The 25,943-nt window shown below is 73.9% G+C and carries 26 protein-coding genes; 19 read left to right on the top strand and 7 right to left on the bottom strand.

Features of this window, described 5'->3' with window-relative positions; translation table 11 throughout:
- The first annotated feature begins 44 nt into the window (after positions 1-44).
- Complete coding sequence (gene dnaE / locus ACGF07_RS09410; RefSeq protein WP_350741313.1) at positions 45-3,578, top strand: DNA polymerase III subunit alpha; 3,534 nt, start codon at positions 45-47, stop codon at positions 3,576-3,578.
- 57 nt (positions 3,579-3,635) lie between these two features.
- Here dnaE and ACGF07_RS09415 read toward each other — a convergent pair whose 3' ends face one another.
- Positions 3,636-4,523, bottom strand: coding sequence for a LysR family transcriptional regulator (locus ACGF07_RS09415; RefSeq protein ID WP_350741311.1), 888 nt, complete (start codon positions 4,521-4,523; stop codon positions 3,636-3,638).
- A gap of 71 nt (positions 4,524-4,594) precedes the next feature.
- Here ACGF07_RS09415 and ACGF07_RS09420 point away from each other — a divergent pair, with 71 nt between their 5' ends.
- From ACGF07_RS09420 to ACGF07_RS09445, 6 genes are all read left to right on the top strand, one after another.
- The gene (locus ACGF07_RS09420; RefSeq protein ID WP_392896889.1) at positions 4,595-5,482 is read left to right on the top strand and encodes a dihydrodipicolinate synthase family protein; all 888 of its coding nucleotides are present in this window, start codon (positions 4,595-4,597) and stop codon (positions 5,480-5,482) included.
- A 135-nt stretch (positions 5,483-5,617) separates the two neighbouring features.
- On the top strand, positions 5,618-6,664 hold the full coding sequence (locus ACGF07_RS09425; RefSeq protein ID WP_350741307.1) for an aspartate-semialdehyde dehydrogenase: 1,047 nt from the start codon (positions 5,618-5,620) through the stop codon (positions 6,662-6,664).
- A 251-nt stretch (positions 6,665-6,915) separates the two neighbouring features.
- Entirely contained in the window at positions 6,916-8,187 is a 1,272-nt protein-coding gene (locus ACGF07_RS09430) for an NYN domain-containing protein (RefSeq protein ID WP_392896891.1), read from the top strand.
- A 198-nt stretch (positions 8,188-8,385) separates the two neighbouring features.
- Positions 8,386-9,384, top strand: a complete 999-nt coding sequence (locus ACGF07_RS09435; protein WP_350741303.1) for an ABC transporter ATP-binding protein — start codon at positions 8,386-8,388, stop codon at positions 9,382-9,384.
- A complete protein-coding gene (locus tag ACGF07_RS09440; protein WP_392896893.1) occupies positions 9,381-10,190 on the top strand; it encodes an ABC transporter permease in 810 nt (269 codons plus the stop codon). Before ACGF07_RS09435 ends, ACGF07_RS09440 begins: the two co-directional genes overlap by 4 nt.
- Before the next feature lie 139 nt (positions 10,191-10,329).
- A complete protein-coding gene (locus ACGF07_RS09445) occupies positions 10,330-11,046 on the top strand; it encodes a hypothetical protein (protein ID WP_350741301.1) in 717 nt (238 codons plus the stop codon).
- 144 nt (positions 11,047-11,190) lie between these two features.
- Here the strand turns inward: ACGF07_RS09445 and ybaK are convergent, their stop codons facing one another.
- The 3 genes from ybaK to ACGF07_RS09460 form a co-directional block, all read right to left on the bottom strand.
- Positions 11,191-11,685: a Cys-tRNA(Pro) deacylase gene (gene ybaK / locus ACGF07_RS09450; RefSeq protein WP_350741299.1), complete on the bottom strand. Its 495-nt coding sequence runs from the start codon at positions 11,683-11,685 to the stop codon at positions 11,191-11,193.
- Between the two features lie 14 nt (positions 11,686-11,699).
- Positions 11,700-12,428, bottom strand: coding sequence for an LON peptidase substrate-binding domain-containing protein (locus ACGF07_RS09455; RefSeq protein ID WP_350741297.1), 729 nt, complete (start codon positions 12,426-12,428; stop codon positions 11,700-11,702).
- A 140-nt stretch (positions 12,429-12,568) separates the two neighbouring features.
- Positions 12,569-14,146 carry an oxidoreductase gene (locus ACGF07_RS09460; RefSeq protein ID WP_392896895.1) on the bottom strand — a complete coding sequence of 526 codons (1,578 nt, stop codon included), beginning with the start codon at positions 14,144-14,146 and terminating at the stop codon, positions 12,569-12,571.
- Positions 14,147-14,237: 91 nt separating this feature from the next.
- Between ACGF07_RS09460 and hisD the strand changes: the two genes are divergently transcribed.
- Genes hisD through hisF form a run of 8 tightly spaced genes read left to right on the top strand, consistent with a single transcriptional unit; the run spans position 14,238 to position 19,995 of the window.
- Positions 14,238-15,545, top strand: a complete 1,308-nt coding sequence (hisD, locus tag ACGF07_RS09465) for a histidinol dehydrogenase (protein ID WP_392896896.1) — start codon at positions 14,238-14,240, stop codon at positions 15,543-15,545.
- Entirely contained in the window at positions 15,542-16,642 is a 1,101-nt protein-coding gene (locus ACGF07_RS09470; protein ID WP_392896898.1) for a histidinol-phosphate transaminase, read from the top strand. The genes hisD and ACGF07_RS09470 overlap by 4 nt, the downstream gene beginning before the upstream one ends.
- 6 nt (positions 16,643-16,648) lie before the next feature.
- Positions 16,649-17,242, top strand: coding sequence for an imidazoleglycerol-phosphate dehydratase HisB (gene hisB, locus ACGF07_RS09475; RefSeq protein ID WP_189915019.1), 594 nt, complete (start codon positions 16,649-16,651; stop codon positions 17,240-17,242).
- Positions 17,239-17,391 carry a hypothetical protein gene (locus ACGF07_RS09480; protein WP_350741289.1) on the top strand — a complete coding sequence of 51 codons (153 nt, stop codon included), beginning with the start codon at positions 17,239-17,241 and terminating at the stop codon, positions 17,389-17,391. The genes hisB and ACGF07_RS09480 overlap by 4 nt, the downstream gene beginning before the upstream one ends.
- 30 nt (positions 17,392-17,421) lie before the next feature.
- Complete coding sequence (hisH, locus tag ACGF07_RS09485) at positions 17,422-18,057, top strand: imidazole glycerol phosphate synthase subunit HisH (protein ID WP_350741287.1); 636 nt, start codon at positions 17,422-17,424, stop codon at positions 18,055-18,057.
- A 20-nt stretch (positions 18,058-18,077) separates the two neighbouring features.
- A complete protein-coding gene (gene priA, locus ACGF07_RS09490) occupies positions 18,078-18,800 on the top strand; it encodes a bifunctional 1-(5-phosphoribosyl)-5-((5-phosphoribosylamino)methylideneamino)imidazole-4-carboxamide isomerase/phosphoribosylanthranilate isomerase PriA (RefSeq protein ID WP_350741285.1) in 723 nt (240 codons plus the stop codon).
- Positions 18,797-19,228, top strand: a complete 432-nt coding sequence (locus tag ACGF07_RS09495) for a Rid family hydrolase (RefSeq protein ID WP_350741283.1) — start codon at positions 18,797-18,799, stop codon at positions 19,226-19,228. The genes priA and ACGF07_RS09495 overlap by 4 nt, the downstream gene beginning before the upstream one ends.
- Entirely contained in the window at positions 19,225-19,995 is a 771-nt protein-coding gene (hisF, locus tag ACGF07_RS09500; protein ID WP_392896902.1) for an imidazole glycerol phosphate synthase subunit HisF, read from the top strand. The genes ACGF07_RS09495 and hisF overlap by 4 nt, the downstream gene beginning before the upstream one ends.
- 62 nt (positions 19,996-20,057) lie before the next feature.
- Here hisF and ACGF07_RS09505 read toward each other — a convergent pair whose 3' ends face one another.
- The 3 genes from ACGF07_RS09505 to ACGF07_RS09515 all read right to left on the bottom strand — a co-directional run bounded on the left by ACGF07_RS09505 (position 20,058) and on the right by ACGF07_RS09515 (position 22,377).
- Positions 20,058-20,837, bottom strand: a complete 780-nt coding sequence (locus ACGF07_RS09505; protein ID WP_350741279.1) for a VOC family protein — start codon at positions 20,835-20,837, stop codon at positions 20,058-20,060.
- Positions 20,838-21,086: 249 nt separating this feature from the next.
- Entirely contained in the window at positions 21,087-21,731 is a 645-nt protein-coding gene (locus ACGF07_RS09510) for a TIGR03085 family metal-binding protein (protein WP_392896904.1), read from the bottom strand.
- Between the two features lie 73 nt (positions 21,732-21,804).
- Positions 21,805-22,377: a hypothetical protein gene (locus ACGF07_RS09515; protein ID WP_392896905.1), complete on the bottom strand. Its 573-nt coding sequence runs from the start codon at positions 22,375-22,377 to the stop codon at positions 21,805-21,807.
- Between the two features lie 122 nt (positions 22,378-22,499).
- Here ACGF07_RS09515 and hisI point away from each other — a divergent pair, with 122 nt between their 5' ends.
- The 4 genes from hisI to ACGF07_RS09535 all read left to right on the top strand — a co-directional run bounded on the left by hisI (position 22,500) and on the right by ACGF07_RS09535 (position 25,672).
- Positions 22,500-22,871, top strand: coding sequence for a phosphoribosyl-AMP cyclohydrolase (hisI, locus tag ACGF07_RS09520; protein WP_350741272.1), 372 nt, complete (start codon positions 22,500-22,502; stop codon positions 22,869-22,871).
- Between the two features lie 75 nt (positions 22,872-22,946).
- Positions 22,947-24,470: an anthranilate synthase component I gene (locus ACGF07_RS09525; RefSeq protein ID WP_392896907.1), complete on the top strand. Its 1,524-nt coding sequence runs from the start codon at positions 22,947-22,949 to the stop codon at positions 24,468-24,470.
- 123 nt (positions 24,471-24,593) lie between these two features.
- Entirely contained in the window at positions 24,594-25,085 is a 492-nt protein-coding gene (locus ACGF07_RS09530) for a Uma2 family endonuclease (protein ID WP_350741268.1), read from the top strand.
- Positions 25,082-25,672 carry a TIGR02234 family membrane protein gene (locus ACGF07_RS09535; protein WP_392896909.1) on the top strand — a complete coding sequence of 197 codons (591 nt, stop codon included), beginning with the start codon at positions 25,082-25,084 and terminating at the stop codon, positions 25,670-25,672. The genes ACGF07_RS09530 and ACGF07_RS09535 overlap by 4 nt, the downstream gene beginning before the upstream one ends.
- Positions 25,673-25,943: the final 271 nt, after the last annotated feature.

Consider the following 25,943-nt stretch of genomic DNA (forward strand, 5'->3'; position numbering starts at 1 on the left):
CACCGGCCCACCAGACCAGCACCAGAGCCTCCGGAGGCCCCGCCTTGAGCGACCAGCCGTTCGCGCATCTGCACGTCCACACCGAGTACTCGATGCTGGACGGTGCCGCCCGGCTGAAGCAGCTGTTCAAGGAGGTCGAGCGGCTGGGGCAGACCCACGTCGCGATGACCGACCACGGCAACATGTACGGTGCCGCGGAGTTCCACAAGCAGGCGACCGCCGCCGGGATCACCCCCGTCATCGGCATCGAGGCGTACGTCGCCCCGGAGTCCCGCTCCAACACCAAGCGCATCCTGTGGGGCCAGCCGCACCAGAAGAAGGACGACGTCTCCGCGTCCGGCGCGTACACCCACAAGACGATCTGGGCCCGGAACAAGGAGGGCCTGCACAACCTCTTCAAGCTGACCTCGCGGTCCTACGCCGAGGGCTGGCTGGTCAAGTGGCCGCGGATGGACAAGGAGCTGATCTCCGAGCTGTCCGGCGGCCTGATGGCCACCACCGGCTGCCCCTCCGGCGAGGTGCAGACCCGGCTGCGCCTCGGCCAGTTCGACGAGGCGCTGAAGTCCGCCGCCGACTACCAGGACATCTTCGGCAAGGAGAACTACTTCCTGGAGCTGATGGACCACGGCCTCGACATCGAGAAGCGGGTCCGGGACGGGCTGCTGGAGATCAGCCGGAAGCTGGGCATCCCGCCGGTGGTCACCAACGACTCGCACTACACCACCGAGGCCGACGCCGGCGCCCACGACCTGCTGCTCTGCGTGCAGACCGGCAAGAACCTCTCCGACCCGGACCGCTTCCGCTTCGACGGCACCGGCTACTACGTCAAGTCGGCCGCCGAGATGTACGCGCTGGACTCCTCGGACGCCTGGCAGGAGGGCTGCCGCAACAGCCAGCTCCTCATCGCCTCCCGGGTCGACACCGAGGGCATGTTCCAGTTCAAGAACCTGATGCCCCGCTTCCCCATCCCGGAGGGCTACGAGTCCGAGGCGGACTTCTTCCGGGCCAAGGTCTGGGAGGGCATGGACTGGCGCTTCCCGGACGGGTACGACGAGGAGCACAAGAAGCTCGCCGAGTACGAGATGGACACCATCGTGCAGATGGGGTTCCCGGCGTACTTCCTCGTGGTCGCGGACTTCATCATGTGGGCCAAGAGCCAGGGCATCGCGGTGGGCCCGGGCCGTGGTTCGGCGGCCGGTTCGCTCGTCGCCTACGCGATGGGCATCACCGACCTCGACCCCATCCCGCACGGCCTGATCTTCGAGCGCTTCCTCAACCCCGAGCGCATCTCCATGCCCGACGTCGACATCGACTTCGACGAGCGCCGGCGCGGTGACGTGATCCGCTACGTCACCGAGAAGTGGGGGTCCGACAAGGTCGCCATGATCGTCACGTACGGCACCATCAAGGCGAAGGCCGCCATCAAGGACTCCTCGCGCGTCCTCGGCTACCCGTACGCGATGGGCGACCGGATCACCAAGGCGATGCCGCCGGACGTCATGGGCAAGGGCATCCCGCTCTCCGGCATCACCGACCCGACCCACCCCCGGTACAGCGAGGCCGGCGAGATCCGCAGCCTCTACGAGACCGACCCGGACGTCAAGAAGGTCATCGACACCGCGCGCGGCATCGAGGGCCTGATCCGCCAGCCCGGCGTGCACGCGGCCGGCGTCATCATGTCCGCCGAGCCGCTGACCGACCACATCCCGGTCTGGACCCGGCACACCGACGGCGTCACCATCACGCAGTTCGACTACCCCACTTGCGAGGGCCTCGGCCTCCTCAAGATGGACTTCCTCGGCCTGCGCAACCTGACGATCATGGACGACGCCGTCAAGGCGATCGAGAAGAACAAGGGCATCAAGATCAACCTGCTTGATCTGCCCCTGGACGACAAGCCGACCTACGAACTCCTCGCCCGGGGTGACACGCTCGGCGTCTTCCAGCTCGACGGCGGGCCGATGCGCTCGCTGCTGCGCCTGATGAAGCCCGACAACTTCGAGGACATCTCCGCCGTCCTCGCGCTCTACCGACCGGGCCCGATGGGCGTCAACTCCCACACCAACTACGCGCTGCGCAAGAACGGCCAGCAGGAGATCACCCCGATCCACCCGGAGCTGGAGGAGCCGCTCCGGGAGATCCTGGAGCCCACCTACGGCCTGATCGTCTACCAGGAGCAGGTGCAGAAGGCCGCGCAGATCCTGGCCGGCTACTCGCTCGGCCAGGCGGACCTGCTGCGCCGGGCCATGGGCAAGAAGAAGAAGGAGATCCTGGAGGCGGAGTTCGTCCCCTTCCAGAAGGGCTGCCGCGAGCGCGGATACTCGGACGAGGCGATCCAGGCGGTCTGGGACGTCCTCGTCCCCTTCTCCGGCTACGCGTTCAACAAGGCGCACACCGCCGGGTACGGGCTGGTCTCGTACTGGACGGCCTACCTGAAGGCCAACTACCCGGCCGAGTACATGTCGGGCCTGCTGACCTCCGTGAAGGACGACAAGGACAAGTCCGCGGTCTACCTCAACGAGTGCCGCAAGATGGGCATCAACGTCCTCCCGCCGGACGTCAACGAGTCGGACTCGGACTTCACCCCGCACGGTGACGACACCGTCCGCTTCGGCCTCACCGCCATCCGCAACGTCGGCGGCCCGGTGGTCGAGTCGATGATCCGGACGCGCAAGACCAAGGGGAAGTTCTCGTCGTTCCCCGACTTCCTGGACAAGGTGGAGTCGGTGGTCTGCAACAAGCGGACCGTCGAATCGCTGATCAAGGCGGGCGCCTTCGACTCGCTCGGGCACACCCGCAAGGGCCTGAGCGCGCAGTTCGAGCCGATGATCGACAACGTGGTCGGCGTGAAGCGCAAGGAGGCCGAGGGGCAGTTCGACCTGTTCGGCGGCGACGCGACCGCGGACGAGCCGAGCTTCGGACTGGACGTCGTCTTCTCCGAGGAGGAGTGGGACAAGTCCTTCCTGCTCACCCAGGAGCGGGAGATGCTCGGCCTGTACGTCTCCTCGCACCCGCTGCACGGCATCGAGCACGTGCTCGCCGACAAGGCGGACTGCGCGGTCGCCGACCTCGCGGAGCGCCCGGACGGGACGATCGTCACCATCGGCGGCATCATCTCGGGCCTCCAGCGGAAGATGACCAAGCAGGGCAACGCCTGGGCGATCGCCACCGTCGAGGACCTGGCGGGCTCGATCGACTGCATGTTCTTCCCGGCCAGCTACCAGCTGGTCTCCTCCCAACTGGTGGAGGACGCCGTCGTGTTCGTCCGCGGCAAGCTGGACAAGCGGGAGGACGTGCCGCGCCTGATGGGCATGGAGCTGTCCGTGCCGGACCTGTCGAACGCCCACGCCGACGCGCCGATCGTCATCAACATCCCGAGCGGGAAGGTGACGCCGCCGCTGGTGGCCCGGCTCGGCGAGGTGCTGGGCAGCCACCGGGGCACCACCGAGGTCCGGGTGCGGCTGGAGAGCCGCAACAAGACCACGGTGCTGCGGCTGGACCGGCACCGGGTGAAGTCCGACCCGGCGCTGTTCGGGGACCTCAAGCAGCTGCTCGGGCCGAGCTGCCTGGTGGTCTGAGGCGCAGGACCGGCCGGGGCCCGGGACACCGCGAGGCGGTCCCGGGCCCCGGTGCGTTCAGGAGCCGCCGCCCAGCCCCGGCGGCACCGCCGTGTGCAGGGCCGAGACGAAGGCCGAGATGGCCGGGTGGGAGCCGGCGCCCGCGCGGAAGGCGGCGCGGGTGCGGCGGTACACGGGCAGCCGGGTGAGCACGACGCCCGGCGGCCGCTCGGCCGTCCCCAGGTGGGGGACCAGCGCGACGCCCTGGCCGGCGGCCACCAGCGCCAGCACCGTGGTGAAGTCGTCGATCTGGTGCCGGATCCGGGGTGCGAAGCCCGCCGCCTCGCAGGCGCGGACGGCCATGGTGTGGCAGAGGGTGCCGGGCGGGGACATGATCCACGGCGCGCCGTGCTGCTCGGCGACGGTGGCCGGGGCGCGGGCGGCCAGGTACATCGGCTCGGTGAAGACCGGGCGGGTGACCGCGAGGCCGGGCTCGGGGTCGGCCGGGACGAGGTCGTACTCGTGGACCAGTGCGACGTCCAGCTCGCCCGCGCGCAGCGCCGCGCCGACGGCGGCCGGATCCACCTCGGTGACCATCGGCTCCAGCCCCGGGTGCCAGGAGGCCAGCTCGGCGAGCACCGCCGGGATGATCGCCCGGGCCGCCGAGGGGTAGGTGCCGATCCGCAGCGGGCCGGCCAACCCGCGCTTCGCCTGGGCGAGTTCGGCGCCCGCCTGCTCCAGCAGGGCGAGGACGGACTCGGCGTGGCGGACCAGGCCCCGGCCGGCCGGGGTGAGGGTGACCCGCCGCCCGGAGCGCTCCAGCAGCGGGACGCCGGCCTCCTTCTCCAGGACGGACAGCTGCTGGGACACCGCCGAGGCGCTGAAGGACAGTGCCTCGGCGACGGCGGCGATGGTGCCGAGGTGGGCGAGTTCGCGCAGCAGGCGCAGGCGTCGGACGTCGAGCATCGGCTCAGCTTACGAGAAGCGTCACACATGTGAACTGGACCTGGTTGATCGGCAGGCCGCAGGATCGTCCCATGGAACTCAAGGGCATCTACGTCCCCCTGATCACCCCGTTCGCCGCGGACGGCTCCGTCGCCCTCGACGCGCTGGAGAAGCTCGCGTACGAGGTCCTGGACGCCGGAGCGGCCGGGCTGGTCGCGCTCGGCACCACCGGCGAGCCCGCCGCGCTGACCGCCGGGGAGCGGGACGCGGTGGTGGACGTCGCCGCGGCCGTCTGCGCGGCGCGCGGGGCGCAACTGGTCGTCGGCGCCTCCGGCGGCGACACCCGGGCCGTCGGCGAGGCGCTGGCCGCGCTCGCCGAGCGGGTGCCCGGGGCGGCGGCCCTGGTCACCACGCCGGCCTTCGTCCGGGCCGGGGAGGCCGGCACGGTGGCGCACTTCCGGGCGCTGGCCGCGGGCAGTCCGCTGCCGCTGGTCGTCTACCACATCCCGTACCGCACCGGGCAGGAACTCTCCACCGCCGCGCTGCGCGAGCTGGCCGCGATCGAGGGCGTGGTGGGCGTCAAGTACGCCACCGGCGGGCTGGACCGGACGGCGGCCGAACTGCTCGCCGACACCCCCGCCGACTTCGCGGTGCTGACCGGGGAGGACGCCTTCCTGGCGCCGATGCTGGCGATCGGCGCGGCCGGCGGCATCCTCGCCTCCGCGCACCTGGCGACCGGCCGCTTCGTCGAACTGTACGAGGCCTGGCGGGCCGGGGACGTCGAGCGGGCGCGGGCGCTCGGGCACCGGCTGACGGCGCTGGCGCTCTCCGCGTTCACGGCGCCGAACCCGGCGGTGACCAAGGGCGTGCTGCACGCCCAGGGCCGGATCCCCACCCCGGACGTCCGGCTGCCGCTGCTGCCGGCGGGGGAGGCGGAGGTCGCGGCGGCGCTGGCCCTCGCCAGTGGTCTGGACCACTAGACCGCCGGTGCGGCGGACCGCTCGCCCGCCGCGGCGCCCTCTCACACCGTGAAATGGCTGGTCGCCCCACCCGCGTGACAAGGCATGATGGGCGGAGTGCGGCTGTAGACAGCATCATCCAGAGGAGTAGTCGGAATGAAGATCGGCATTGTCGGAGCCACCGGCCAGGTCGGCGGCGTGGTCCGCGAGATCCTGGCGGAGCGCGCGGGACTCCCCGGTGGGATCGGCCCGGTGGAGCAGCTGCGGCTGTTCGCCTCGGCCCGCTCGGCCGGACGCACACTGCCGTGGCAGGGCGCCGAGATCACCGTCGAGGACGCGGCCACGGCCGACTACACCGGCCTGGACATCGTGATCTTCTCGGCCGGCGGCTCCACCTCCAAGGCCCTGGCCCCCAAGGTGGCCGCGGCCGGCGCCGTCGTCATCGACAACTCCTCCGCCTGGCGCCGCGACCCCGAGGTCCCGCTGGTGGTCTCCGAGGTCAACCCCGGGGCGATCGCCGACCGCCCCAAGGGCATCATCGCCAACCCGAACTGCACCACCATGGCGGCCATGCCCGTGCTGCGCCCGCTGCACGAGGAGGCCGGCCTGGCCGCGCTCGTCGTCTCCACCTACCAGGCCGTCTCCGGCAGCGGCGTGGCCGGCGTCGCCGAGCTCCAGGACCAGGCCGCCAAGGTGGTGGACGGCGCCTCGGCGCTCGCCCACGACGGCGCCGCCGTGGAGTTCCCCGAGCCCAAGGTGTACCGGCGGCCGATCGCCTTCAACGTGGTGCCGCTGGCCGGCTCCCTCGTGGACGACGGCTCCAACGAGACCGACGAGGAGCAGAAGCTCCGCCACGAGAGCCGCAAGATCCTCGGCATCCCCGGTCTGAAGGTCGCCGGCACCTGCGTGCGCGTGCCCGTCTTCTCCGGCCACTCGCTGCAGATCAACGCCCGCTTCGAGCGCCCGATCAGCCCCGAGCGCGCGGTAGAGCTGCTCACCGGCGCCCCGGGCGTCGAGCTGTCCGAGATCCCGACCCCGCTGCAGGCGGCCGGCCGGGACCCGAGCTACGTCGGCCGCATCCGGGTGGACGAGACCGTGGAGAACGGCCTGTCGCTGTTCGTCTCGAACGACAACCTCCGCAAGGGCGCCGCGCTCAACGCCGTCCAGCTGGCCGAGCTGGTCGCCGCCGAGCTCAGGGGCTGACCCGGACCAGCCGTCCGTGACGTTTGGCGGGCCCCGTCGTTGAACGGGGCCCGCCTTCGTTTTTCTTTGCGACTCGTTGGGGCGGCTGTTGCGGGACCGGGACATCCGCCGAGGTTCGGGTCGCGAGCCAGGGGGAAAAGGTGACCCAACGATCGGGCGGCCACCGGGGGCCCCTCACCCCGCCCCGCCCGGCGCCGGGCAGACCGCCCACCCCGACCGACCTTCGAGGGCGAGCGAAAAGAGGTGCGCAGATGGACCGCTGTGTCGTCCTGGTGGACGCCGGATACCTGCTGGGCGCCGCCGCCAGCCTGCTCGCCGGTGATCCGTCCCGCTCCAAGGTCACCGTGAACCACACCGCGCTGATCAGCGCCCTGCGCGAACGAGCCGAGGCCGAGACCGGCCTGCCCCTGCTGCGGATCTACTGGTTCGACGCCGCCCCCGACCGCCGCCCGATGCCCGAACACCGGCGGCTGCGCGTCCTGCCCCGGGTCACCGTCCGGCTGGGCGCGCTGACCCGCGCGGAGGGGCGCTGGGTGCAGAAGGGCGTGGACGCCGCGATGCACGCCGAGCTCTCCGAGCTGGCCCGCAACCGGGCCTGCGCGGACGTCGTGCTGATCACCGGGGACGGCGACCTGCTGCCCGGGATGATGACCGCCAAGGAGCACGGGGTGGCCGTGCACCTGTGGGCGCTGCAGGCCGCCGACGGGGACTTCAACCAGTCCGAGGACCTGGTCGGCGAGGCCGACGAGCGGCGGGTGCTGGACCGCGAGTGGATCGAGGGGTGCTTCTCGCTGCGGGACAGCTCCAGTGTGTTCCCGGCGCCGGGGGCGGCCGGCGCCCGGCAGGAGATCGCCAAGATCCTCGCCGCCCCGCCCGCCGCGCTGCCGACCGTGGTGCCGCCGGTGGCCCGGCCGGCCGCCGACGCCCCGGCCGCCGACGCGCCCGCCGCGGACGGACGGCCGCAGCCGGCCGCGAGCCTGCGGGTGGTGCCCACGCCCAAGGACCTCGCCGGACGGGTCTCCGCCGTCTCGCCGGTCACCCCGGCGGCCAACGGGCACGCCAACGGCCACGCCAACGGCTCCGCCTCCGCCTTGGCGACCGGTCCGGTGCTGCGGTGGTCCTCCGACCGCGGCTGGGTGGACCGGCCCGCCCCGGAGCCGTCCGTCACCGCCGGGGACAGCCTGCCGACCCTGGCCCAGCTGACCACCGCCGAGCAGCGCTGGGCCGACCGCGAGGAGGACATCACCTCGATCGGCGGCGACGCCCACGAGGTCGGCCAGGTCTTCGCCCGGCGCTGGAGCGAGCGGCTCGGCGACGTCGAACGGCTCACCGTGCTGTGGCCCGACTACCCGCGCATCCCGCACCGGGTCGACGGCGAGCTGCTGCGCTACGCGGCCCGCTTCGGGCTGCTCGCGCACAAGGACGACCAGATCGACGAGCACGACCGGTACGCCATCCGGGCGGGATTCTGGAAGGAACTGGCGGCCCGGGTGCCCGGGGGCTCCATGGTGGTCGAGGACTGACCGCTCTGCGGACCGGCCGCTCCCCGGCCCCCTTCCGCGGCCGGCCCGTCCGTGACGGCCGGTCCCCCCGCGGCGGCCGGTCCCGCTGTGGCCGACCGGGTCCTCCACGGCGGCCGGCCTTCCCCGGCCGAGCGGCGGTTTCCGGTGATCAGGCCCCCTCGTCCGGTGCGCGCGTGTGAGCGCGTAGAGTCTTCGGTCGTGGAAGAGACGGCCGGGCGGGCACCCCAGGACACCTCGCCGTGCGTCGTGGTGCGGGACCTGGTCCGCACGTACCGCAGCGGGCGCGGGGCCGCCGCGACCGTGGTCCGGGCCAACGACGGGATCAGCCTGACCGTCCGGCAGGGCGAGGTCTTCGGGCTGCTCGGGCCGAACGGCGCCGGCAAGTCCACCCTGGTGCGCCAGCTCACCGGGCTGCTGCGGCCGGACTCCGGCTCCGTCGAGCTGCTCGGCCACGACATCGTCCGCCACCCCGAGCGGGCCGCCCGGCTGCTCGGCTACCTCGGGCAGGAGTCCACCGCGCTGGACGAGCTGAGCGTCGTGCTGGCCGCCGAGACCACCGGCCGGCTGCGCGGGCTCACCCGGGCGCGGGCCCGCGCCGAGGCGGCCGAGGTGCTCACCGAACTCGGGCTGGAGCCGATCGCCTCGAGGCCGCTGGCCAAGCTCTCCGGCGGGCAGCGCAGGCTCGCCTGCTTCGCGGCCGCCCTGGTGGGGGAGCGGCCGCTGCTCGTGCTGGACGAGCCGACGACGGGCATGGACCCGGTCGCCCGGCGGGCCGTGTGGTCGGCCGTGGACCGGCGGCGGGCCGAGCGCGGGACGACGGTGCTGCTGGTCACCCACAACGTGATCGAGGCGGAGACCGTGCTGGACCGGGTCGCCGTGGTCGACGAGGGCCGGGTGATCGCCTGCGACACCCCGGGCGGCCTCAAGGCGCTGGTGGACGGCGACGTGCGGCTCGACCTGGTCTGGCGGGACGAGGCGCCGGTCGGCGTGCCCGCCGTCGCCGCGCTGGCCGAACGGGCCGAGCGCACCGGGCGCCGCTGGACCGTCCGCACCACCCCCGAGCAGGCCCGCGAGCTGGTCGCCGCCGTCACCACCGGCCCCGCCTTCGCGGCGCTCGACGACTTCACCCTCGCCACCCCCAGCCTTGAGGACGCCTACCTCAAGCTGGGCGGCCGCCACGGAGGACTGGCCAAGTGACGCTGCTCTCGGTGCCCCCGCGGGCCGACCGCTCGACGGCCGGGCCGGCCCCGCTCGCCCCCGCCGCCCGGCTGCTGCCCTCCCTCGCCGCGGTCTACCGGGCGCAGCTGGCCCGGGCGAAGGTGGCGCGCATCCCGCTGCTGTTCGTGGCGACCTTCCAGTCGCTCGGCATCCTGGTGATGATGCGGGGCGTCGTGGACGCCGGGCAGACCTCGGCCGCGCGGTCGGTGGTCGCCGGGTCGAGCGTGCTGGTGGTGGCGTTCGTCGCGCTCAACCTGCTCGCCCAGTACTTCGGCAGGCTGCGGGCCGACGGCGGCCTGGACCACTACGGGACGCTGCCGGTGCCGGCCGCCTCGGTGGTGCTCGGCGCGGCCGCCGCGTACGCGTCGTTCACCCTGCCGGGGACGCTGGTCACGGCGGGCGCCGGTGCGGTGATGTTCGGGCTGCCGCTCGGGCAGCTGTGGGTGCTGCTGGCGGTCGTCCCGCTGGCGGGGGCCGCGCTGGCCGGGCTGGGCGCGGCCTGCGGGCTGCTGGCGCCGCGGCCGGAGATCGCGACGATGCTGGGGCAGCTCGGCATGTCGGCGGCCCTGCTGCTGGGGGTGCTGCCGGTGGACCACCTGCCGCAGCCGGTGCTGTGGCTGCGGGACCTGCTGCCCTCGACGTACGGGGTGGAGGCCTTCGCCCGCACCTTCGCGCCGGACCCGGACTGGGCGGTGGTCGCGGCAGACCTCGGGGTCTGCGCGGCGGTCGGCGTGGTGTCGCTGGCGCTGGCCACCTGGGCGTACCGGCGCGCGGTGGCCCGGTAGGCGCCGGGGCCGGGCGGCGGCCGGTGCGCGTCGCTCCGCGGCCGGTACGCGGTCGGTGGGCGTCCGCTGCGCGGCCGGTACCCGGTCGGTGCGCGGGCGGTGGGGCCGTACGGGTGGCCGTCGTGAAACGATGGGACTCGTGACCGTACCGAACACTCCTCCGGATCCCGCCCGCGCCGAGGTGCACGCGACCCCGGATGCCGTGCCCGACCCGTTCGCGCCGCCGCCCGCGGCCGAGGACGCGCCCGCCCCCTCGGTGGGGCGGCGGCTGCTGCCGGAGGTGCGGATCGGGGCGGGCGTCGTGGTCGCCTGTCTCGTGGCCGCCGTGGTGATGGCCGGGCTGTGGGTCTGGCTGGCGCCGAAGGTGCCGCTGGTGGTGGACGGTGACCGGATCCTCTACGCGGACCCGGAGGGGGAGCAGCGGGCCGGCGCCGACGCCGTGTTCGTGCTGATCGCCCTGGGCGCGGGGATCGTGACCGCGCTCGGGGCCTTCCTGGTGACCCGCAAGCGCGGCGGCGGGGTCGCGGTCGCGCTGGGGCTGGCCGTCGGCGGGCTGCTCGGGTCGATCGGCGCCTGGCGGATCGGACGCTGGCTCGGGCCGAGCGAGGACCTGGTCGGCGAGGCCCGGCGGGTCGGCAACGGCGGGCACTTCGACGCGAGCATCGACCTGGGGGCGCTGGGCGCGCTGCTGGTCTGGCCGATGGCGGCCATGGTGGTGCTGCTGGCGCTGTCGGCGGCGTTCGGCAAGCGGGAGGAGGACCCGCCGCCGTACTGGGGAGCTCCGGCGGGCACCTACGGCACCCCCGGCGAGGAACCCCCGGCGTCCGCGCCGGAGGACCGGCCGCAGCAGGACTGAGCTCCGAGGACGAGGCGGACGGCGGGCGCTCCGGCGCGGGCCGTCCGCCGTCCCGTCTGCGCGGCCGTCCCGTCTGCGCGGCGTCGCGTCTGCCCGCCGTCGCGCTTCTCAGCCGTCCGCCGTCCGCCGTCGACTGCGCGCGCCCTACCGGGCGATCGGCGCGGTGTCGGCCTTCGTCAGGGTGATCAGGTCGGCCGGGGCCAGCTCGACCTCCAGGCCCCGGCGCCCCGCCGACACGTAGACCGTCCGGTGGCCGAGCGCGCTGCTGTCGACCACCGTGCGCAGCGGGCGGCGCTGGCCGAGCGGCGAGATGCCCCCGAGGACGTAGCCGCTGCTGCGTTCGGCGGCGGCCGGGTCGGCCATGGCGGCGCGCTTGCCGCCGACGGCCGCGGCGAGCGCCTTGAGGTCGAGCTGGCCGGCGACCGGCACCACGCCGACGGTGAGGGTGCCGTCCACCTCGGCGACCAGGGTCTTGTACACCCGCTCCGGAGCGATGCCGAGCGCCTCGGCGGCCTCCCCGCCGTAGGAGGCCGCGGCCGGGTCGTGGTCGTAGGCGTGCACGGTGAAGGGAACGGCGGCGGTCTCCAGGGCGACGGTGGCCGGGGTGCCCTGACCGCCCTTCCTGGTCTTCTTGGCCATGCGGGGTCCTCGGGTCAGTTGGGGCTGAAGGACTGGCGGGTGAGGTCGACCGCGGGCAGCGAGGGGAGCCAGCTGAGCACGGCGCTCTCGCGGCGCAGCAGCTCGAGTTCGGTGCGCAGCCGCTGGGCGGTGTCCGGGCAGGCGAGCAGCTGCTGCTTGACCGGCGTCTCGAACACCGAGGCGGCGGCGACCAGGTAGGACAGCACCTGGGGGTCGTCCGGGAGCTGCGGCCGGCCCACGGTGCTGGCCTCCTTGGCCCCGGCGAGGCGCTTCTGGTACACCCGGAAGGCCCGCTCCACCTCGGCGGCCAGGGCGCCGGAGCCCTCGCCGGGCTGCTCCTCGATCGGCTCGATCTCGCCGGTCAGGTACGGGCCGGCGACGGTCACCGAGCGCAGCCGGAACCGGGTGGTGCCGGTGACCAGCAGCTCGTAGCGGCCGTCCGGCTGCTCCTGGACGGAGGAGACGTCGGCGACGCAGCCGATGTGGAACAGCGCCTCCAGCGGGTCGCCGGTGACGGTGCCCAGGCCGTCGAGCGGCCCGGCCGGGCCCTCCTCGGGCCGGACCGGGGCGACCTCGCGGCCGTCCTTGATGGCGAGCACGCCGAACCGGCGCGGCGCGTCCTCGGGCTGTTCGAGCAGGTCGGCGACGAGACGGCGGTAGCGCTCCTCGAAGACGTTCAGGGGCAGCACGAGGCCCGGGTAGAGCACGGTGGTCAGCGGGAAGAGCGGCAGCCGTTCTGTCACGGCGGACAGCGTAGTTGCCCGGGCCCCGGCCGTGTCGCGCGGTTTGACCGGTCAGCCGCTCCGGCGGGCCGTCGCCGGCGGCCCGGGCACGCCGGCGACGGGTGCCGCGCCGGCCGGCCCGCATCCGCGCGCTCACCCGTTCAGCCCCGTTGCAGCAGCCGGGTGGCGCCCGCCACCACCGTGGAGGCGAGCACCCAGCCGATCAGCACCAGCCCGGCCGAGATCCACTGCTCGGCGCCGCCAGGGTTCCAGGCGCCCTGGTTGAGGTCGACGATCGGCAGCAGCTGGTTCAGGGTGTACAGCACCGGGTTCCAGTGCGGCTGCTCGTCGGCCTTGAGCGGCTCCAGCCGGTGGGTGGCGAACCAGGCGCTGCCGAGCGCCCAGGCGAGCAGCAGCCACAGGCCCGCCCGGCCGGGGCGGTAGCCGTAACCGACCGTGACGTCCTGGATCCGGCCCCAGATCCGGGAGGGCAGCGGCAGGGTCTGCCGGCGGCGCCGCTGCTTGGCGTACAGCACCTCGCGGGCGTCGTCGTCGGCGCCGTCGCGGCGCAGGGCGGCGGCGAGCTGCTCGTAGGACTCCGGCTGGAAGTCCACCGAGGAGCCCTCCAGCCAGGCGATCCGCTGCTGGACGGTGAACGGCGTGACCGGGCGCAGGTTCTCGTAGACGAAGCCGGTCAGCCCCAGGTGCTTGCCGAGCGGCCAGGCCTCGGGGATGTCGACCAGGTTGCCGACCCGGGCCCGGGAGAGCGAGACCGTGCCGGTGGGGCGCATCGCGCAGGTGAAGCGCAGCTCGGGCGTGTGGATGCGGCGCAGCGAGAGCTCGTCCTCACCCTCAAGGTGGAATTCGCCGGTGATCAGGCAGGCCGCCTCGAAGCGGGCGTCGGAGAGCCGGACCTGGCCGTAGGCGCGGAACGGCGTGTTGGAGGAGCCGGGCTGGGGGTTCTGGCCGTAGCCGGAGCCGTAGTAGCTGCGGGAGCCGGCCCAGCCGTCGTCGGCGGAACTGGTCAGGTAGAGGGTGTGGCCGACGACGATCCGCACGGCGTTGAGGCAGACGCCGTTCTGCGGATCGGCGCGCAGCTGGGCGCCGCGCAGCGACAGCCGACCGCCTATCCGGGCGGTGCGGATGCTCAACTCGCCCAGCACCTCGATGCGTTCGGCCTCGAAGTCCTGGTGGACGGTCATCCCGTCGGCGGAGACGGCGCGGCCGTAGCGGTCGCAGCCGATGACGGCGAGGTTGAGCAGCAGGTCGGTGCCGATCTTGGCGTCGGTGAGCCGCAATCCCTCGGGGATCCGGCAGCGGGCCAGGTGGAGGTCGCCGGTGGTGGTCAGCCGGGAGGCCTCGATCCGGGGGACCAGGCAGTCGACCATCCGGATGGTGCTGGCCTCGGCCTCGGAGATCAGCACCTTGTGCTCGAAGCGGCAGCCGTGCAGTTCGACGTACTGCTGGATCCGGCCGCCGGCCAGGTTGAGCGAGCCGGTGACGGCCACCCCGCTCATCCGCAGCGAGGCGACCCTTCCCGGCGCCGCCGCCGGGCCGGCCAGCAGCAGGTGGGCGAGCGCCGCGGCGCTGACCGTCCGCTCGGGCCCCCACGGGACGTCCCCGTAGGGGTCGTCGGTCGCGGACCGGCCGCTGCGGCGGTCGAAGACGGTCCCGTGGCGGAAGGCCTCCCAGAGCTCCCGCTCCGTGTCCGTCCAGCCCTCCGGAGCGCGATCCGCCATGCTTTCCCCCGTCCCCCCGGTCGTCTCGCCTTTCGTATCACGGACTGAAATGCGGGACCAGCGGTTCCGGCCACTCCTTACACTGGGTGGCGTGATCTCTCGAATCGACCTCCGCGGCTCGCTCGACGACCCGCGTGACCTGCTGCCCCGAGCCGAGTTCGACGTGGCGGCCGCACTGGAGAAGGTGCGGCCGATCGCCGAGGACGTACGCCATCGCGGGGTCGCGGCGCTGATCGAGATCACCGAGCGCTTCGACGGCGTCCGGCTGGAGTCGACCCGTGTCCCGGCCGAGCAGCTGACCGAGGCCCTGGAGACGCTGGACCCGAAGGTGCGCGCCGCGCTGGAGGAGTCCATCCGCCGGGCCCGGGCCGTGCACGCCGACCAGCGCCGCACCGGGCACACCACCCAGGTGGTGCCGGGCGGCACGGTCACCCAGCGCTGGGTGCCGGTCGAGCGGGTCGGGCTCTACGTGCCGGGCGGGCTGGCCGTCTACCCGTCCTCCGTGGTGATGAACGTGGTGCCGGCCCAGGAGGCGGGCGTCCGGGGGATCGCGGTCACCTCCCCGCCGCAGCGCGAGTTCGGCGGCCGCGTCCACCCGACCATCCTGGCGGCCTGCGCGCTGCTCGGCGTCGAGGAGGTCTACTCCGTCGGCGGCGCCCAGGCGGTCGCGATGTTCGCCCTCGGCACCGAGGAGTGCGCGCCGGTGAACATGGTCACCGGGCCCGGCAACATCTACGTGGCCGCCGCCAAGCGGCTGTTCGCCGGCCGGATCGGCATCGACTCCGAGGCCGGGCCCACCGAGATCGCCGTCCTCGCCGACGACAGCGCGCTGCCCTCCGACGTCGCCGCCGACCTGATCAGCCAGGCCGAGCACGGCCCCACCTCCGGCTCGGTGCTGGTCACCGACTCCCCGGCGCTGGCCGACGCCGTCGAGGCCGAGCTGGCCGTGCAGGTCCCCAGGACCAAGCACAGCGAGCGGGTCGCCGAGGCGCTGGGCGGCCGGCAGTCCGGCATCATCCTGGTCGACGACCTGACCCAGGGCCTCGCCGTGGTCAACGCGTACGCGGCCGAGCACCTGGAGATCCAGACCCGCGACCCGCACGCCGTCGCCGCCCGGGTCGTCAACGCGGGAGCGGTCTTCATCGGCCGATGGACCCCGGTCTCGCTGGGCGACTACGCGGCCGGCTCCAACCACGTGCTGCCCACCGGCGGCTGCGCCTGCCACTCCTCCGGGCTGTCGGTCCAGACCTTCCTGCGCGGCGTCCAGGTCGTCGAGTACGACCGGGACGCGCTGGCCGACGTCGCCGCCCACGTGGTCGCCCTCGCCGACGCCGAGGACCTCCCCGGCCACGGCGACGCCATCAAGGCCCGGTTCGATTGGACGGTTCCCGGCTCGTGACCGCACGTGAGGACCTTCCCGTCCGGGACGAGCTGCGCGGCCAGTCCCCGTACGGCGCGCCGCAGCTGGACGTCCCCGTCCAGTTGAACACCAACGAGAACCCGTACCCGCTCCCCGAGGAGCTGGTGGCCCGGATCGCCGAGCGCGTCGCCGACGCCGCCCGCGGCCTGAACCGCTACCCCGACCGGGACGCGGTCGAACTGCGCGAGGGCCTCGCCGGCTACCTGACCCGCACCACCGGCTTCCCGGTCACCCGCCAGCAGGTGTGGGCCGCCAACGGCTCCAACGAGGTGCTCCAGCAGCTGCTGCAGACCTTCGGCGGCCCCGGCCGCAGCGCGCTGGGCTTCGAGCCCTCGTACTCCATGCACGCGCTGATCTCCCGGGGCACCGGCACCGCCTGGACCTCCGGCCCCCGGCGCGACGACTTCACCATCGACGTGGACGCCGCCGTCGCGGCCATCGCCGAGCACCGGCCGAACGTCGTCTTCGTCTGCTCGCCCAACAACCCCACCGGCACGGCCGTCGACGCCGACACCGTGCTGCGCCTCTACGAGGCCGCCCAGGCCGCCCGGCCCAGCCTGGTGGTCGTCGACGAGGCGTACGTCGAGTTCTCCCACCGCCCCTCGCTGCTGCCGCTGATCGAGGGCCGCCCCCACCTGGTGGTCAGCCGCACCATGTCCAAGGCCTTCGGCGCCGCCGGACTGCGCCTGGGCTACCTCGCCGCCGACCCGGCCGTGGTCGACGCCGTCCAGCTGGTGCGCCTGCCGTACCACCTGTCGGCCGTCACCCAGGCCACCGCGCTGGCCTGCCTGGAGCACACCGACACCCTGCTCGGGTACGTCGGACGGCTCAAGGCCGAACGCGACCGGCTGGTCGACGCGCTGCGGGAGATGGGCCTGGAGGTGACCGACTCGGACGCGAACTTCGTCCAGTTCGGCCGCTTCGCCGACACCCACGCCGTCTGGCAGGCCATCCTCGACCGGGGTGTCCTGGTCCGTGACAACGGCGTCCCGGGGTGGCTGCGCGTCACCGCCGGCACGCCCGCCGAGAACGACGCCTTCCTGGACGCCGTCCGATTCGTGATCAAGGAGCTGTAACCCCGAATGTCCCGCATCGGACGCGTCGAGCGCACCACCAAGGAGACCTCCGTCCTGGTCGAGATAGACCTCGACGGCACCGGCAAGACCGACATCTCCACGGGTGTCGGCTTCTACGACCACATGCTCGACCAGCTCGGCCGGCACGGTCTCTTCGACCTCACCGTCAAGACCGACGGCGACCTGCACATCGACACCCACCACACCATCGAGGACACCGCCCTCGCCCTCGGCGCGGCCTTCAAGCAGGCCCTCGGCGACAAGGTCGGCATCTACCGCTTCGGCAACTGCACGGTGCCGCTGGACGAGTCGCTCGCCCAGGTCACCGTGGACCTCTCCGGCCGCCCCTACCTGGTGCACACCGAGCCCGAGGGCATGGCGCCGATGATCGGCGCCTACGACACCACGATGACCCGGCACATCCTGGAGTCCTTCGTCGCCCAGGCGCAGATCGCCCTGCACGTCCACGTCCCGTACGGACGCAACGCGCACCACATCGTGGAGTGCCAGTTCAAGGCGCTGGCCCGGGCGCTGCGCTACGCCGCCGAGCGCGACCCGCGCGCGGCCGGAATCCTCCCCTCGACCAAGGGTGCGCTGTGAGCAAGACCGCGATGATCCTCCTGTTCGTCGGCCTCTTCCTGGCCGGCGGAGTGATCTCCTTCTGGAAGCAGAAGCTGCCGAAGGGCGTCATCCTGGTGCTGGCCTTCGGCTCCGTGATGTGCCTGGCCTCCGGCCTCATGCGCCTCTAGACCCGCCGTAGAGAGACTGGACACCTGAACATGGGCAAGAACGTCGTCGTCCTCGACTACGGCTCCGGCAACCTGCGCTCCGCGCAGCGCGCCCTGGAACGGACCGGGGCGAACGTCACGGTCAGCTCCGACTACGACACCGCGATGGCTGCGGACGGCCTGCTCGTCCCCGGCGTGGGCGCCTTCGAGGCCTGCATGCGCGGGCTGAAGGCCGTCCGCGGGGACTGGATCATCGACCGCCGGCTCGCCGGTGGCCGGCCGGTCATGGGCATCTGCGTCGGCATGCAGATCCTCTTCGAGAAGGGGATCGAGCACGGCGTGGAGACCGCCGGCTGCGACGAGTGGCCCGGCACCGTCGAGCCGCTGGACGCCCCGGTCGTCCCCCACATGGGCTGGAACACCGTGGACGTGCCCGAGGGCAGCCGGATGTTCGCCGGACTGGACCCGCGGACCCGGTTCTACTTCGTGCACTCCTACGGGGTGCGGCACTGGGACCTGGAGACCCACAGCGCGCGGATCAGCCCGCCGCTGGTCACCTGGGCCACCCACGGGCAGCCGTTCGTCGCCGCCGTGGAGAACGGCCCGCTGTGGGCCACCCAGTTCCACCCCGAGAAGTCCGGCGACGCCGGCGCCGCCCTGCTGACCAACTGGGTCAACACCCTCTGACCGTCTGAGAGTTGCAACTGATGAGCCTCGAACTGCTGCCCGCCGTCGACGTCCGGGACGGTCAGGCCGTCCGCCTGGTCAAGGGCGCCTCCGGCACCGAGACCTCCTTCGGCGAGCCGCTGGCCGCCGCCCTCGCCTGGCAGAACGCCGGCGCCGAGTGGCTGCACCTGGTCGACCTGGACGCCGCCTTCGGGACGGGCAGCAACTACGAGCTGCTGCGCGAGGTCACCGGCCGGCTCGACCTCAAGGTCGAACTGTCCGGCGGCATCCGCGACGACGAGTCGCTCGCCCGCGCCCTCGCCACCGGCTGCACCCGGGTCAACCTCGGCACCGCCGCCCTGGAGGCCCCCGAGTGGGTCGCCAAGGCCATCGCCGAACACGGCGACCGGATCGCCGTCGGCCTCGACGTCGTCGGCACCACCCTGCGCGGCCGCGGCTGGACCCGCGACGGCGGCCAGCTCTTCGACGTGCTGGCCCGCCTCGACCAGGAGGGCTGCGCCCGCTACGTCGTCACCGACGTCAACCGGGACGGCACCCTGACCGGCCCCAACCTCCAGCTGCTGCGCGACGTCTGCGCCGCCACCGACCGCCCGGTCGTCGCCTCCGGCGGCGTCTCCTCGCTGGACGACCTGCGCGCCATCGCCACGCTCGTCGGCGAGGGTGTCGAGGGCGCCATCGTGGGCAAGGCACTCTACGAGCAGAAGTTCACCCTCGAAGAGGCCCTGGAGGCGGTTTCAGGATGACGGACGGCCGGATCGTACGCGGCAGGGTCGGCGGATTCTCGCCCCGGGAGGACGAGTTCGGCTGCTCCCGGGCGGTCGCCGCGGGCGACCACGTGCACGTGGCCGGCTCCACCCCCTGGGTGGACGGCCGGATCGAGCACGAGGGGGACCCGTACCAGCAGACCCTCGCCGCGTTCGGCGCCGGGCTCAAGGCCCTGGCCGCGTACGGTCTGACCGCGGACGACGTGGTCCGCACCCGGATGTACATCACCCACGCCCGCGACGCCGAGGAGGTGGGCCGCGCCCACCGCGAACTCTTCGACGCCGCACGCCCGGTGGCCACCATGGTGGTGGTCGAGGGCCTGATCGACTCCCGGATGATGGTCGAGGTCGAGATCGACGCGTACCGAGCCGGGCTGGCAAAGACCCTGGAAGGCCAACAGCCGTGACCCTCGCAGTACGTGTCATCCCCTGCCTCGACGTGGACGCCGGGCGGGTGGTCAAGGGCGTCAACTTCCAGAACCTGCGGGACGCCGGCGACCCGGTCGAGATGGCCAAGCTCTACGACGCCGAGGGCGCCGACGAACTGACCTTCCTCGACATCACCGCCTCCTCCGGCGACCGCGAGACCACCTACGACGTGGTCCGCCGCACCGCCGAGCAGGTGTTCATCCCGCTCACCGTCGGCGGCGGCATCCGCGCCGTCGAGGACGTGGACAAGCTGCTGCGGGCCGGCGCCGACAAGGTCGGCGTCAACACCGCGGCGATCGCCCGGCCGGAGCTGGTCCGCGAGATCGCCCGGCGGTTCGGGCGCCAGGTGCTGGTGCTCTCCGTGGACGCCCGGCGCTGCCCCGAGGGCACCCAGACGCCGTCCGGCTTCGAGGTCACCACCCACGGCGGACGCCGGGGCACCGGCCTGGACGCCGTCGAATGGGCCGGCCGCGCGGCCGAGCTCGGGGCGGGCGAGATCCTGCTCAACTCGATGGACGCGGACGGCACCAAGGACGGCTACGACCTGGAGATGATCAGCGCGGTGCGCAAGGCCGTCTCGGTGCCGGTGATCGCCTCCGGCGGCGCGGGCAAGCTCGCCGACTTCGCGCCGGCCGTGGAGGCGGGCGCGGACGCGGTGCTCGCGGCCAGCGTCTTCCACTTCGGGGACCTGCGGATCGGCGAGGTCAAGGACGCGCTCCGGGAGGCCGGCCACCCGGTGCGGTGACCGCCGCCCGGACGGCCCGGCACCCGGCGGGGCGGCTCCCCGCGGACGCCGGGCGCCCGCGCTCAGGACTCCTGCGGCTCGCCCTTGATCAGCGCGAAGGGTGCGCCGTTCGGGTCCGCCAGCCAGGCGATCCGGCCGACGTTCGGGACGTCCTCGGCGGGCATCATCACCGAACCGCCGGCCGCCGTCGCCTTCGCGACCAGTGCGTCCACGTCGGAGGCGGCGAAGTACGGCGTCCAGGCGGAGGGCTGCTCCGGGGACATCGTCGGGGCGATGCCGCCGAAGCCGGTCTGCCGCTGGTCGCCCTCGGCGGTGGAGACCACCCGGTAGTTCATGCCCGGGGACGGCTCGAAGTTCTCCACCCGCCAGCCGAACAGCTGCCGGTAGTACGCGACGGCGGCCTCCGGGTCGGAGGTGTGCAGCTCGGACCAGACCAGCGCGTTGTCCTCCGAGACGACGTCCAGGCCGACGGTGTTCCCGGCCTGCCAGAGCGCGAACCGCGCCCCCTGCGGGTCGGCGAGCTGGGCCATCCGGCCCTCCTCCATCACGTCCGCCGCCGGCACCAGGACCCGGCCGCCCGCACCCGTGGCGGCGCCGACGGTGGCGTCCACGTCGGCGGTGCGGAAGTACGTCGTCCACGACGACCGGTCGCCCGCGCCGAGCGGGCCGATCGCCCCGACGGTCCTCCCGTCCAGCTGGAGGAAGCCGTAACCCATCGCGTCCGGGATCTCCTGGAACGTCCAGCCGAACACCTTGCCGTAGAACCCGGCGGTGGCCCTGATGTCGGGGCTGCCCAGGTCGATCCAGCAGGGCGAGCCGACGGGGAAGTCGGTGGTGAGCATGAGGTGGTGCCCCTTCGACGGAAACTGACCGCGGCAGCCCCACCGGGCGCACCCGCGCCCCTCCTCGGCCACCTGCGAGTCTGCACCGGGCCACCGACATCCGCAGCCGGGAGCGCCCGGCTTGCGGCCGTCGGGTTGCGGTCCCGGCCGGGACCGGCCGCCCGGCAGCGGTACCGTCCGTCGAACCGTCGATCACACCGCCGGAGTCCGGCGGGGCCCCTCGCCGAGGAGGGGACCCGCCGCTCCGCCCTACCGCGCGGGCAGGGGCAGGACGTGCTGGAGGGCCTCGACGGCGTCCGGGGCGCCGTCGACGGTGAGGGCGGTGCGGGCGCCGCGGCCGTAGGCGAAGAGGACGAGTTCACCGGGCTCGCCGGTGAGGTGGACGGTCGGGGAGCCGGCCGGGCCGACGGTGAGGGACCGGCCGTCGGGGCGGCTCAGGGTGAGGCGGACGGGGGAGCGGCGGCCCGCCTCCAGGCGGGCGATCATCGGGAGGCGGCGCCACAGGGCCTCCGCGCGGCCGGGCGGGACGGACCGGGCGCTCCAGTCGTCGCCGGCCCGCAGGACGTCCTCGGCGTGGACGAAGTACTCGACGGTGTTGGCCACTTCGTCCGCACCGGGCAGGGCGAACGGTGAGAGGAGCGGCGGCCCGGCGCGGAAGAGCCGGACCAGCTCCTCGTACGGGCGGGCGGCGTACTGGTCCTGCACCCGCTTCGTCCGGCCGGCCAGGGCGCCGACCCGGATGCCGGCCGCCGCGTCGGGGCGGCGCTCGCGGATCACCAGGTGGGCGGCGAGGTCCCGGGTGGTCCATCCTGCGCAGAGGGTGGGCGCGTCCGGCCCTGCGGCGGTGAGCAGTTCCGCGAGGCGGTGGCGTTCGGCGAGGGCGTGGTTCGACATGGTCGCAAGCCTAGGGGCCCGTCCGCCAACTCCCGTCGTCCGCCCCGCAGGCGGGGGTTTCGAGGACGGAGCCTCAGGGGTGGAGCTTCCCCGTGAGCTTGGGGGCGCCCTGTTTGCTGCCTGCGGTGAGGGTGCAGGTGTAGTCGCGCCAGCCCTGCTGGTAGTTGGCCATGGCGGGGCCGAACTGGCGGGGGTAGTACGTCCGGCCGTCGGTCTGGTGGGCCTTGGCGGTGGCTTCGGCGTCCTTGCAGCCGTCGCGCATGGCGAGGGCGATGGGGATCTCGCCGGTCAGGCCGTCGGGGAGCCTGAGGTCGGCGATGGCCTCGCCGTCGTGCTCGCCGGTGCAGGGGCGTTCCTCGGCTTTGGTGATCACCGGGCTCAGCTGGGGGTGGTCGAAGCAGGTGCCCACCGGGAAGAAGGCGTACGGGGGTTGCGGCTTGCTCGGGGTGGGGGTCGGCGTGGGGGTGGGGGTGGGCGTCGGGGTCGCCGAGGGCGGGGGCGGGGCGGCGGCCGGCTTCCCGTCCTCGGGCCAGAGCAGCACGGTGGCCACCACCGCGAGCAGCACGGCGAGGACGGCGACGGCGGTGATCACCAGGCCCCGGGACGGGGTGGCGGCGGCTGCGGGCGGCGGCTGCTCGGAGGTCATGGCCACGAGGATGACCCACCCGGCGGCCGTCCGGCAGGAGGTTGGCCGAACTCGCCCCGAACGGACCGCCTGCGAACCACTCGGCCGACCGGCCGCCGGGGCCGGGCTGACACAATGGCCCCATGTCCACCACACCCGCCGCCCCCGGCACCACCGCCCTCGACCCGGCGATCGCCGCCCGCCTCAAGCGCACCGAGGACGGCCTGCTCCCGGCCATCGCGCAGCAGTACGACACCGGTGAGGTGCTGATGCTCGGCTGGATGGACGACGAGGCGCTGCACCGCACCCTCACCACCGGCCGCTGCACGTACTGGAGCCGCAGCCGCCGCGAGTACTGGGTGAAGGGCGACACCTCCGGCCACGTGCAGGCGGTCAAGTCGGTGGCGCTGGACTGCGACGGCGACACCCTGCTGGTCAAGGTCGACCAGACCGGCGCGGCCTGCCACACCGGCGACCGCACCTGCTTCGACGCCGACGTGCTCCCGCTCGCCTGACCGCCGCCCGCCGACAGCTCTCCGCCGCCCGGCGCCCCCACCCCCCGTCCACAACTCCAGAAGGTGCCGCCCCGCATGGACCTCGAAGCCTTCCGCAAGCTCGCCGTCGACACCCGGGTGATCCCGGTCACCCGCAGGCTCCTCGCGGACGGCATCACCCCGATCGGCCTCTACCGCAGCCTCGCCGAGGAGCGGCCCGGCACCTTCCTGCTGGAGTCCGCCGAACAGGGCCGCAGCTGGTCGCGCTACTCCTTCGTCGGCGTGCGCAGCGCCGCCGCGCTGACCGCCGACGCGGACGGCGGCGCCCGCTGGCTCGGCACCCCGCCGGTCGGCATCCCGACCACCGGCGACCCGCTGGAGGTGCTGCGCGCCGCCCTGGCGGCCCTGCACACCCCGCGGCACGCCGACGACGGCCTGCCGCCGCTGACCGGCGGCCTGGTGGGCTACCTCGGCTACGACATCGTCCGCCGGCTGGAGAAGCTGCCCGACCTCAACCCCGACGACCTGCGGCTGCCCGAGCTGACCATGCTGCTGGCCACCGACCTCGCCGTGCTGGACCACGTCGACGGCACGGTGCTGCTGATCGCCAACGCCGTCAACCACAACGACCTGGCCAGCGGGGTGGACGAGGCCTACGCGGACGCCGTCGCCCGGCTGGACGCGATGGAGGCCGACCTGCTCAAGCCGGTCGACCCGGGCCTGGCCACCTTCACCCCGTCCGGCCCCGGCGAGGTGCGCTCGCCGTTCGGCGGCGAGCCGTACCGGGCCGCGGTGGAGGAGATCAAGGAGCGGATCCGCGCCGGCGAGGCCTTCCAGGTCGTGCCCTCGCAGCGCTTCGAGGCGCCCTGCCCGGCCTCCGCGCTGGACGTCTACCGGGTGCTGCGCACCACGAACCCCAGCCCGTACATGTACCTGTTCCGCTTCCCCGGCCCGGACGGCGGCGCCGAGGGCGGCTTCGACGTGGTCGGCTCCAGCCCGGAGGCGCTGGTGAAGGTGACCGACGGCGAGGCGATGCTGCACCCGATCGCCGGCACCCGGCACCGCGGCGCCACCCCGCAGGAGGACGCGGCGCTGGCCGCCGAGCTGCTCGCCGACCCGAAGGAGCGGGCCGAGCACCTGATGCTGGTCGACCTCGGCCGCAACGACCTCGGGCGGGTGTGCGAGCCGGGCAGCGTCGAGGTGGTCGACTTCATGCACATCGAGCGGTACAGCCACGTCATGCACATCGTCTCGACCGTCACCGGCAGGGTCGCCCCCGGGCGGACCGCCTTCGACGTGCTGACGGCCTGCTTCCCGGCCGGCACCCTCTCCGGCGCCCCCAAGCCCCGGGCGATGCGGATCATCGAGGAGCTGGAGCCCACCCGGCGCGGTCTGTACGGCGGCTGCGTCGGCTACCTGGACTTCGCCGGGGACTCGGACACCGCCATCGCGATCCGCACCGCGGTGCTGCGCGACGGCACCGCGTACGTGCAGGCGGGCGCGGGCGTCGTCGCCGACTCCGACCCGCACGGCGAGGACACCGAGTGCCGCAACAAGGCGGCCGCCGTGCTGCGGGCCGTCGCCACCGCCAATACGCTGCGGAAGCCGGAACTGTCCTGACCGGAACCGTCCTGACCGGAGCCGTCCGGGCCGGGACGGCCGGACCGGAACCGGTCCTGGCCGGGAGCGCGTGACCGGACCGCACCGGCCGGAACTGCCCTGAGGCACGAGGAGGCGGCCGGGATGCCCGAGGTTCCCTACGACGAGCTGCGCTGGGCGGTCGTGTTCGACGCCGCCGTGCAGCTGGGCGAGCAGCTGTCCGGCGCCGGCCGGCTGCTGTCCGGCGTGGCGGTGGACTGCCCGGCCGCGCCCGGCCCGATCGCCCCGGACCTCGCGGTGCTGCGCGCCGGGGCGGGCCGCGGCGCCCGCGGGCGGTACGGCGCGGCCGCCGTCGAGGCGGTGCTGGAGGTGGCGCACCCGGGCCGGGACCACGCCTGGGCGCGGGCCTGCGCGGAGAGCGGCGTGCCGTCGTACGTGGTGGTCGACCCCGCGGCGGCCGTGTGCACGGTGCACACCGCCCCGGATCCGGGCGGGGTGTACCGGGAGGCCGAGCGGGTGCCGTTCGGCAACGACCTGTTCTTGCCGCTCGACGGCCGGACGGCGGTGCTGCGGACGGACGGGTTCCCCACCCCGGGTACGGACCCGGGTGCGGGCCGGGGGATAGTGGACGGGTGACCGCTGCAGACCACACCCCCGCCCCCGCCGCCTCCGGCCGCCGCACGCTCGGCGTGATGCTGCTGCTGACCGTGCTGAGCGCCGTGCTGGTGCTGACCGCGGCCGGACGGATCTGGGCCGAGGGACGGGCCGGCACCCTGGACGTGTCCGTCACCGGCGGCAGGATCTCGGAACTGCCCGGCGGCCTGGCCCTGGTGGGCCTGGCGGCGGCCGTCGCGGTGTTCGCGGTGCGCGGCGTCGGCCGGCTGGTGGTCGGCGCGCTGACCCTGCTGGCCGGGCTGGGCGCGGCCGCCGCCTCGGTGGCCGGGGCCTCGGACACCGCGGCGCTGGACTCCGCCGCCTCCGGCAGGCTGGCGCTGGCCGGCTCGGCGGCCACCGAGGTCTCGCACACCGCCTGGCCCTGGGTCGCCCTGGCCGGCGGGCTGCTGCTGGCCCTGGCCGGGCTGATCACCCTGCGCCACGGCCGTCGCTGGCCGGCCATGGGCAGCCGTTACGAGGCGCCCACCCGCAAGGCCCCGGCGAGGACCGACACCCCCGGCGACCTGTGGAAGGCGCTGGACCGCGGTGAGGATCCCACCGCCGGATAGGCGGGGACCCCGGGAGGCCCCTGGAACCCCGGCAACCCCGGGAAACCTTCGGAACCCCGGGAAACCTTCGGAACCCCGGGAAACCTTCGGAACCCCGGGAACCCCGGAACCCCGGAACGCCGGAACCCCGGGAACCCCCACCCGCCGCCCCGAGGCCGCCCCGCCTGCGCGCATGTGACGCGATAGACCCGCCACCCGCTTTGGGCCGCCCGTGTGTGGCCCGGCACAATGGATGCCGTCAACCCGCCGGCGGCCCCGCAGGCCCGGCCGG

Source organism: Kitasatospora sp. NPDC048194 (assembly GCF_043202455.1).
Classification (GTDB): domain Bacteria; phylum Actinomycetota; class Actinomycetes; order Streptomycetales; family Streptomycetaceae; genus Kitasatospora.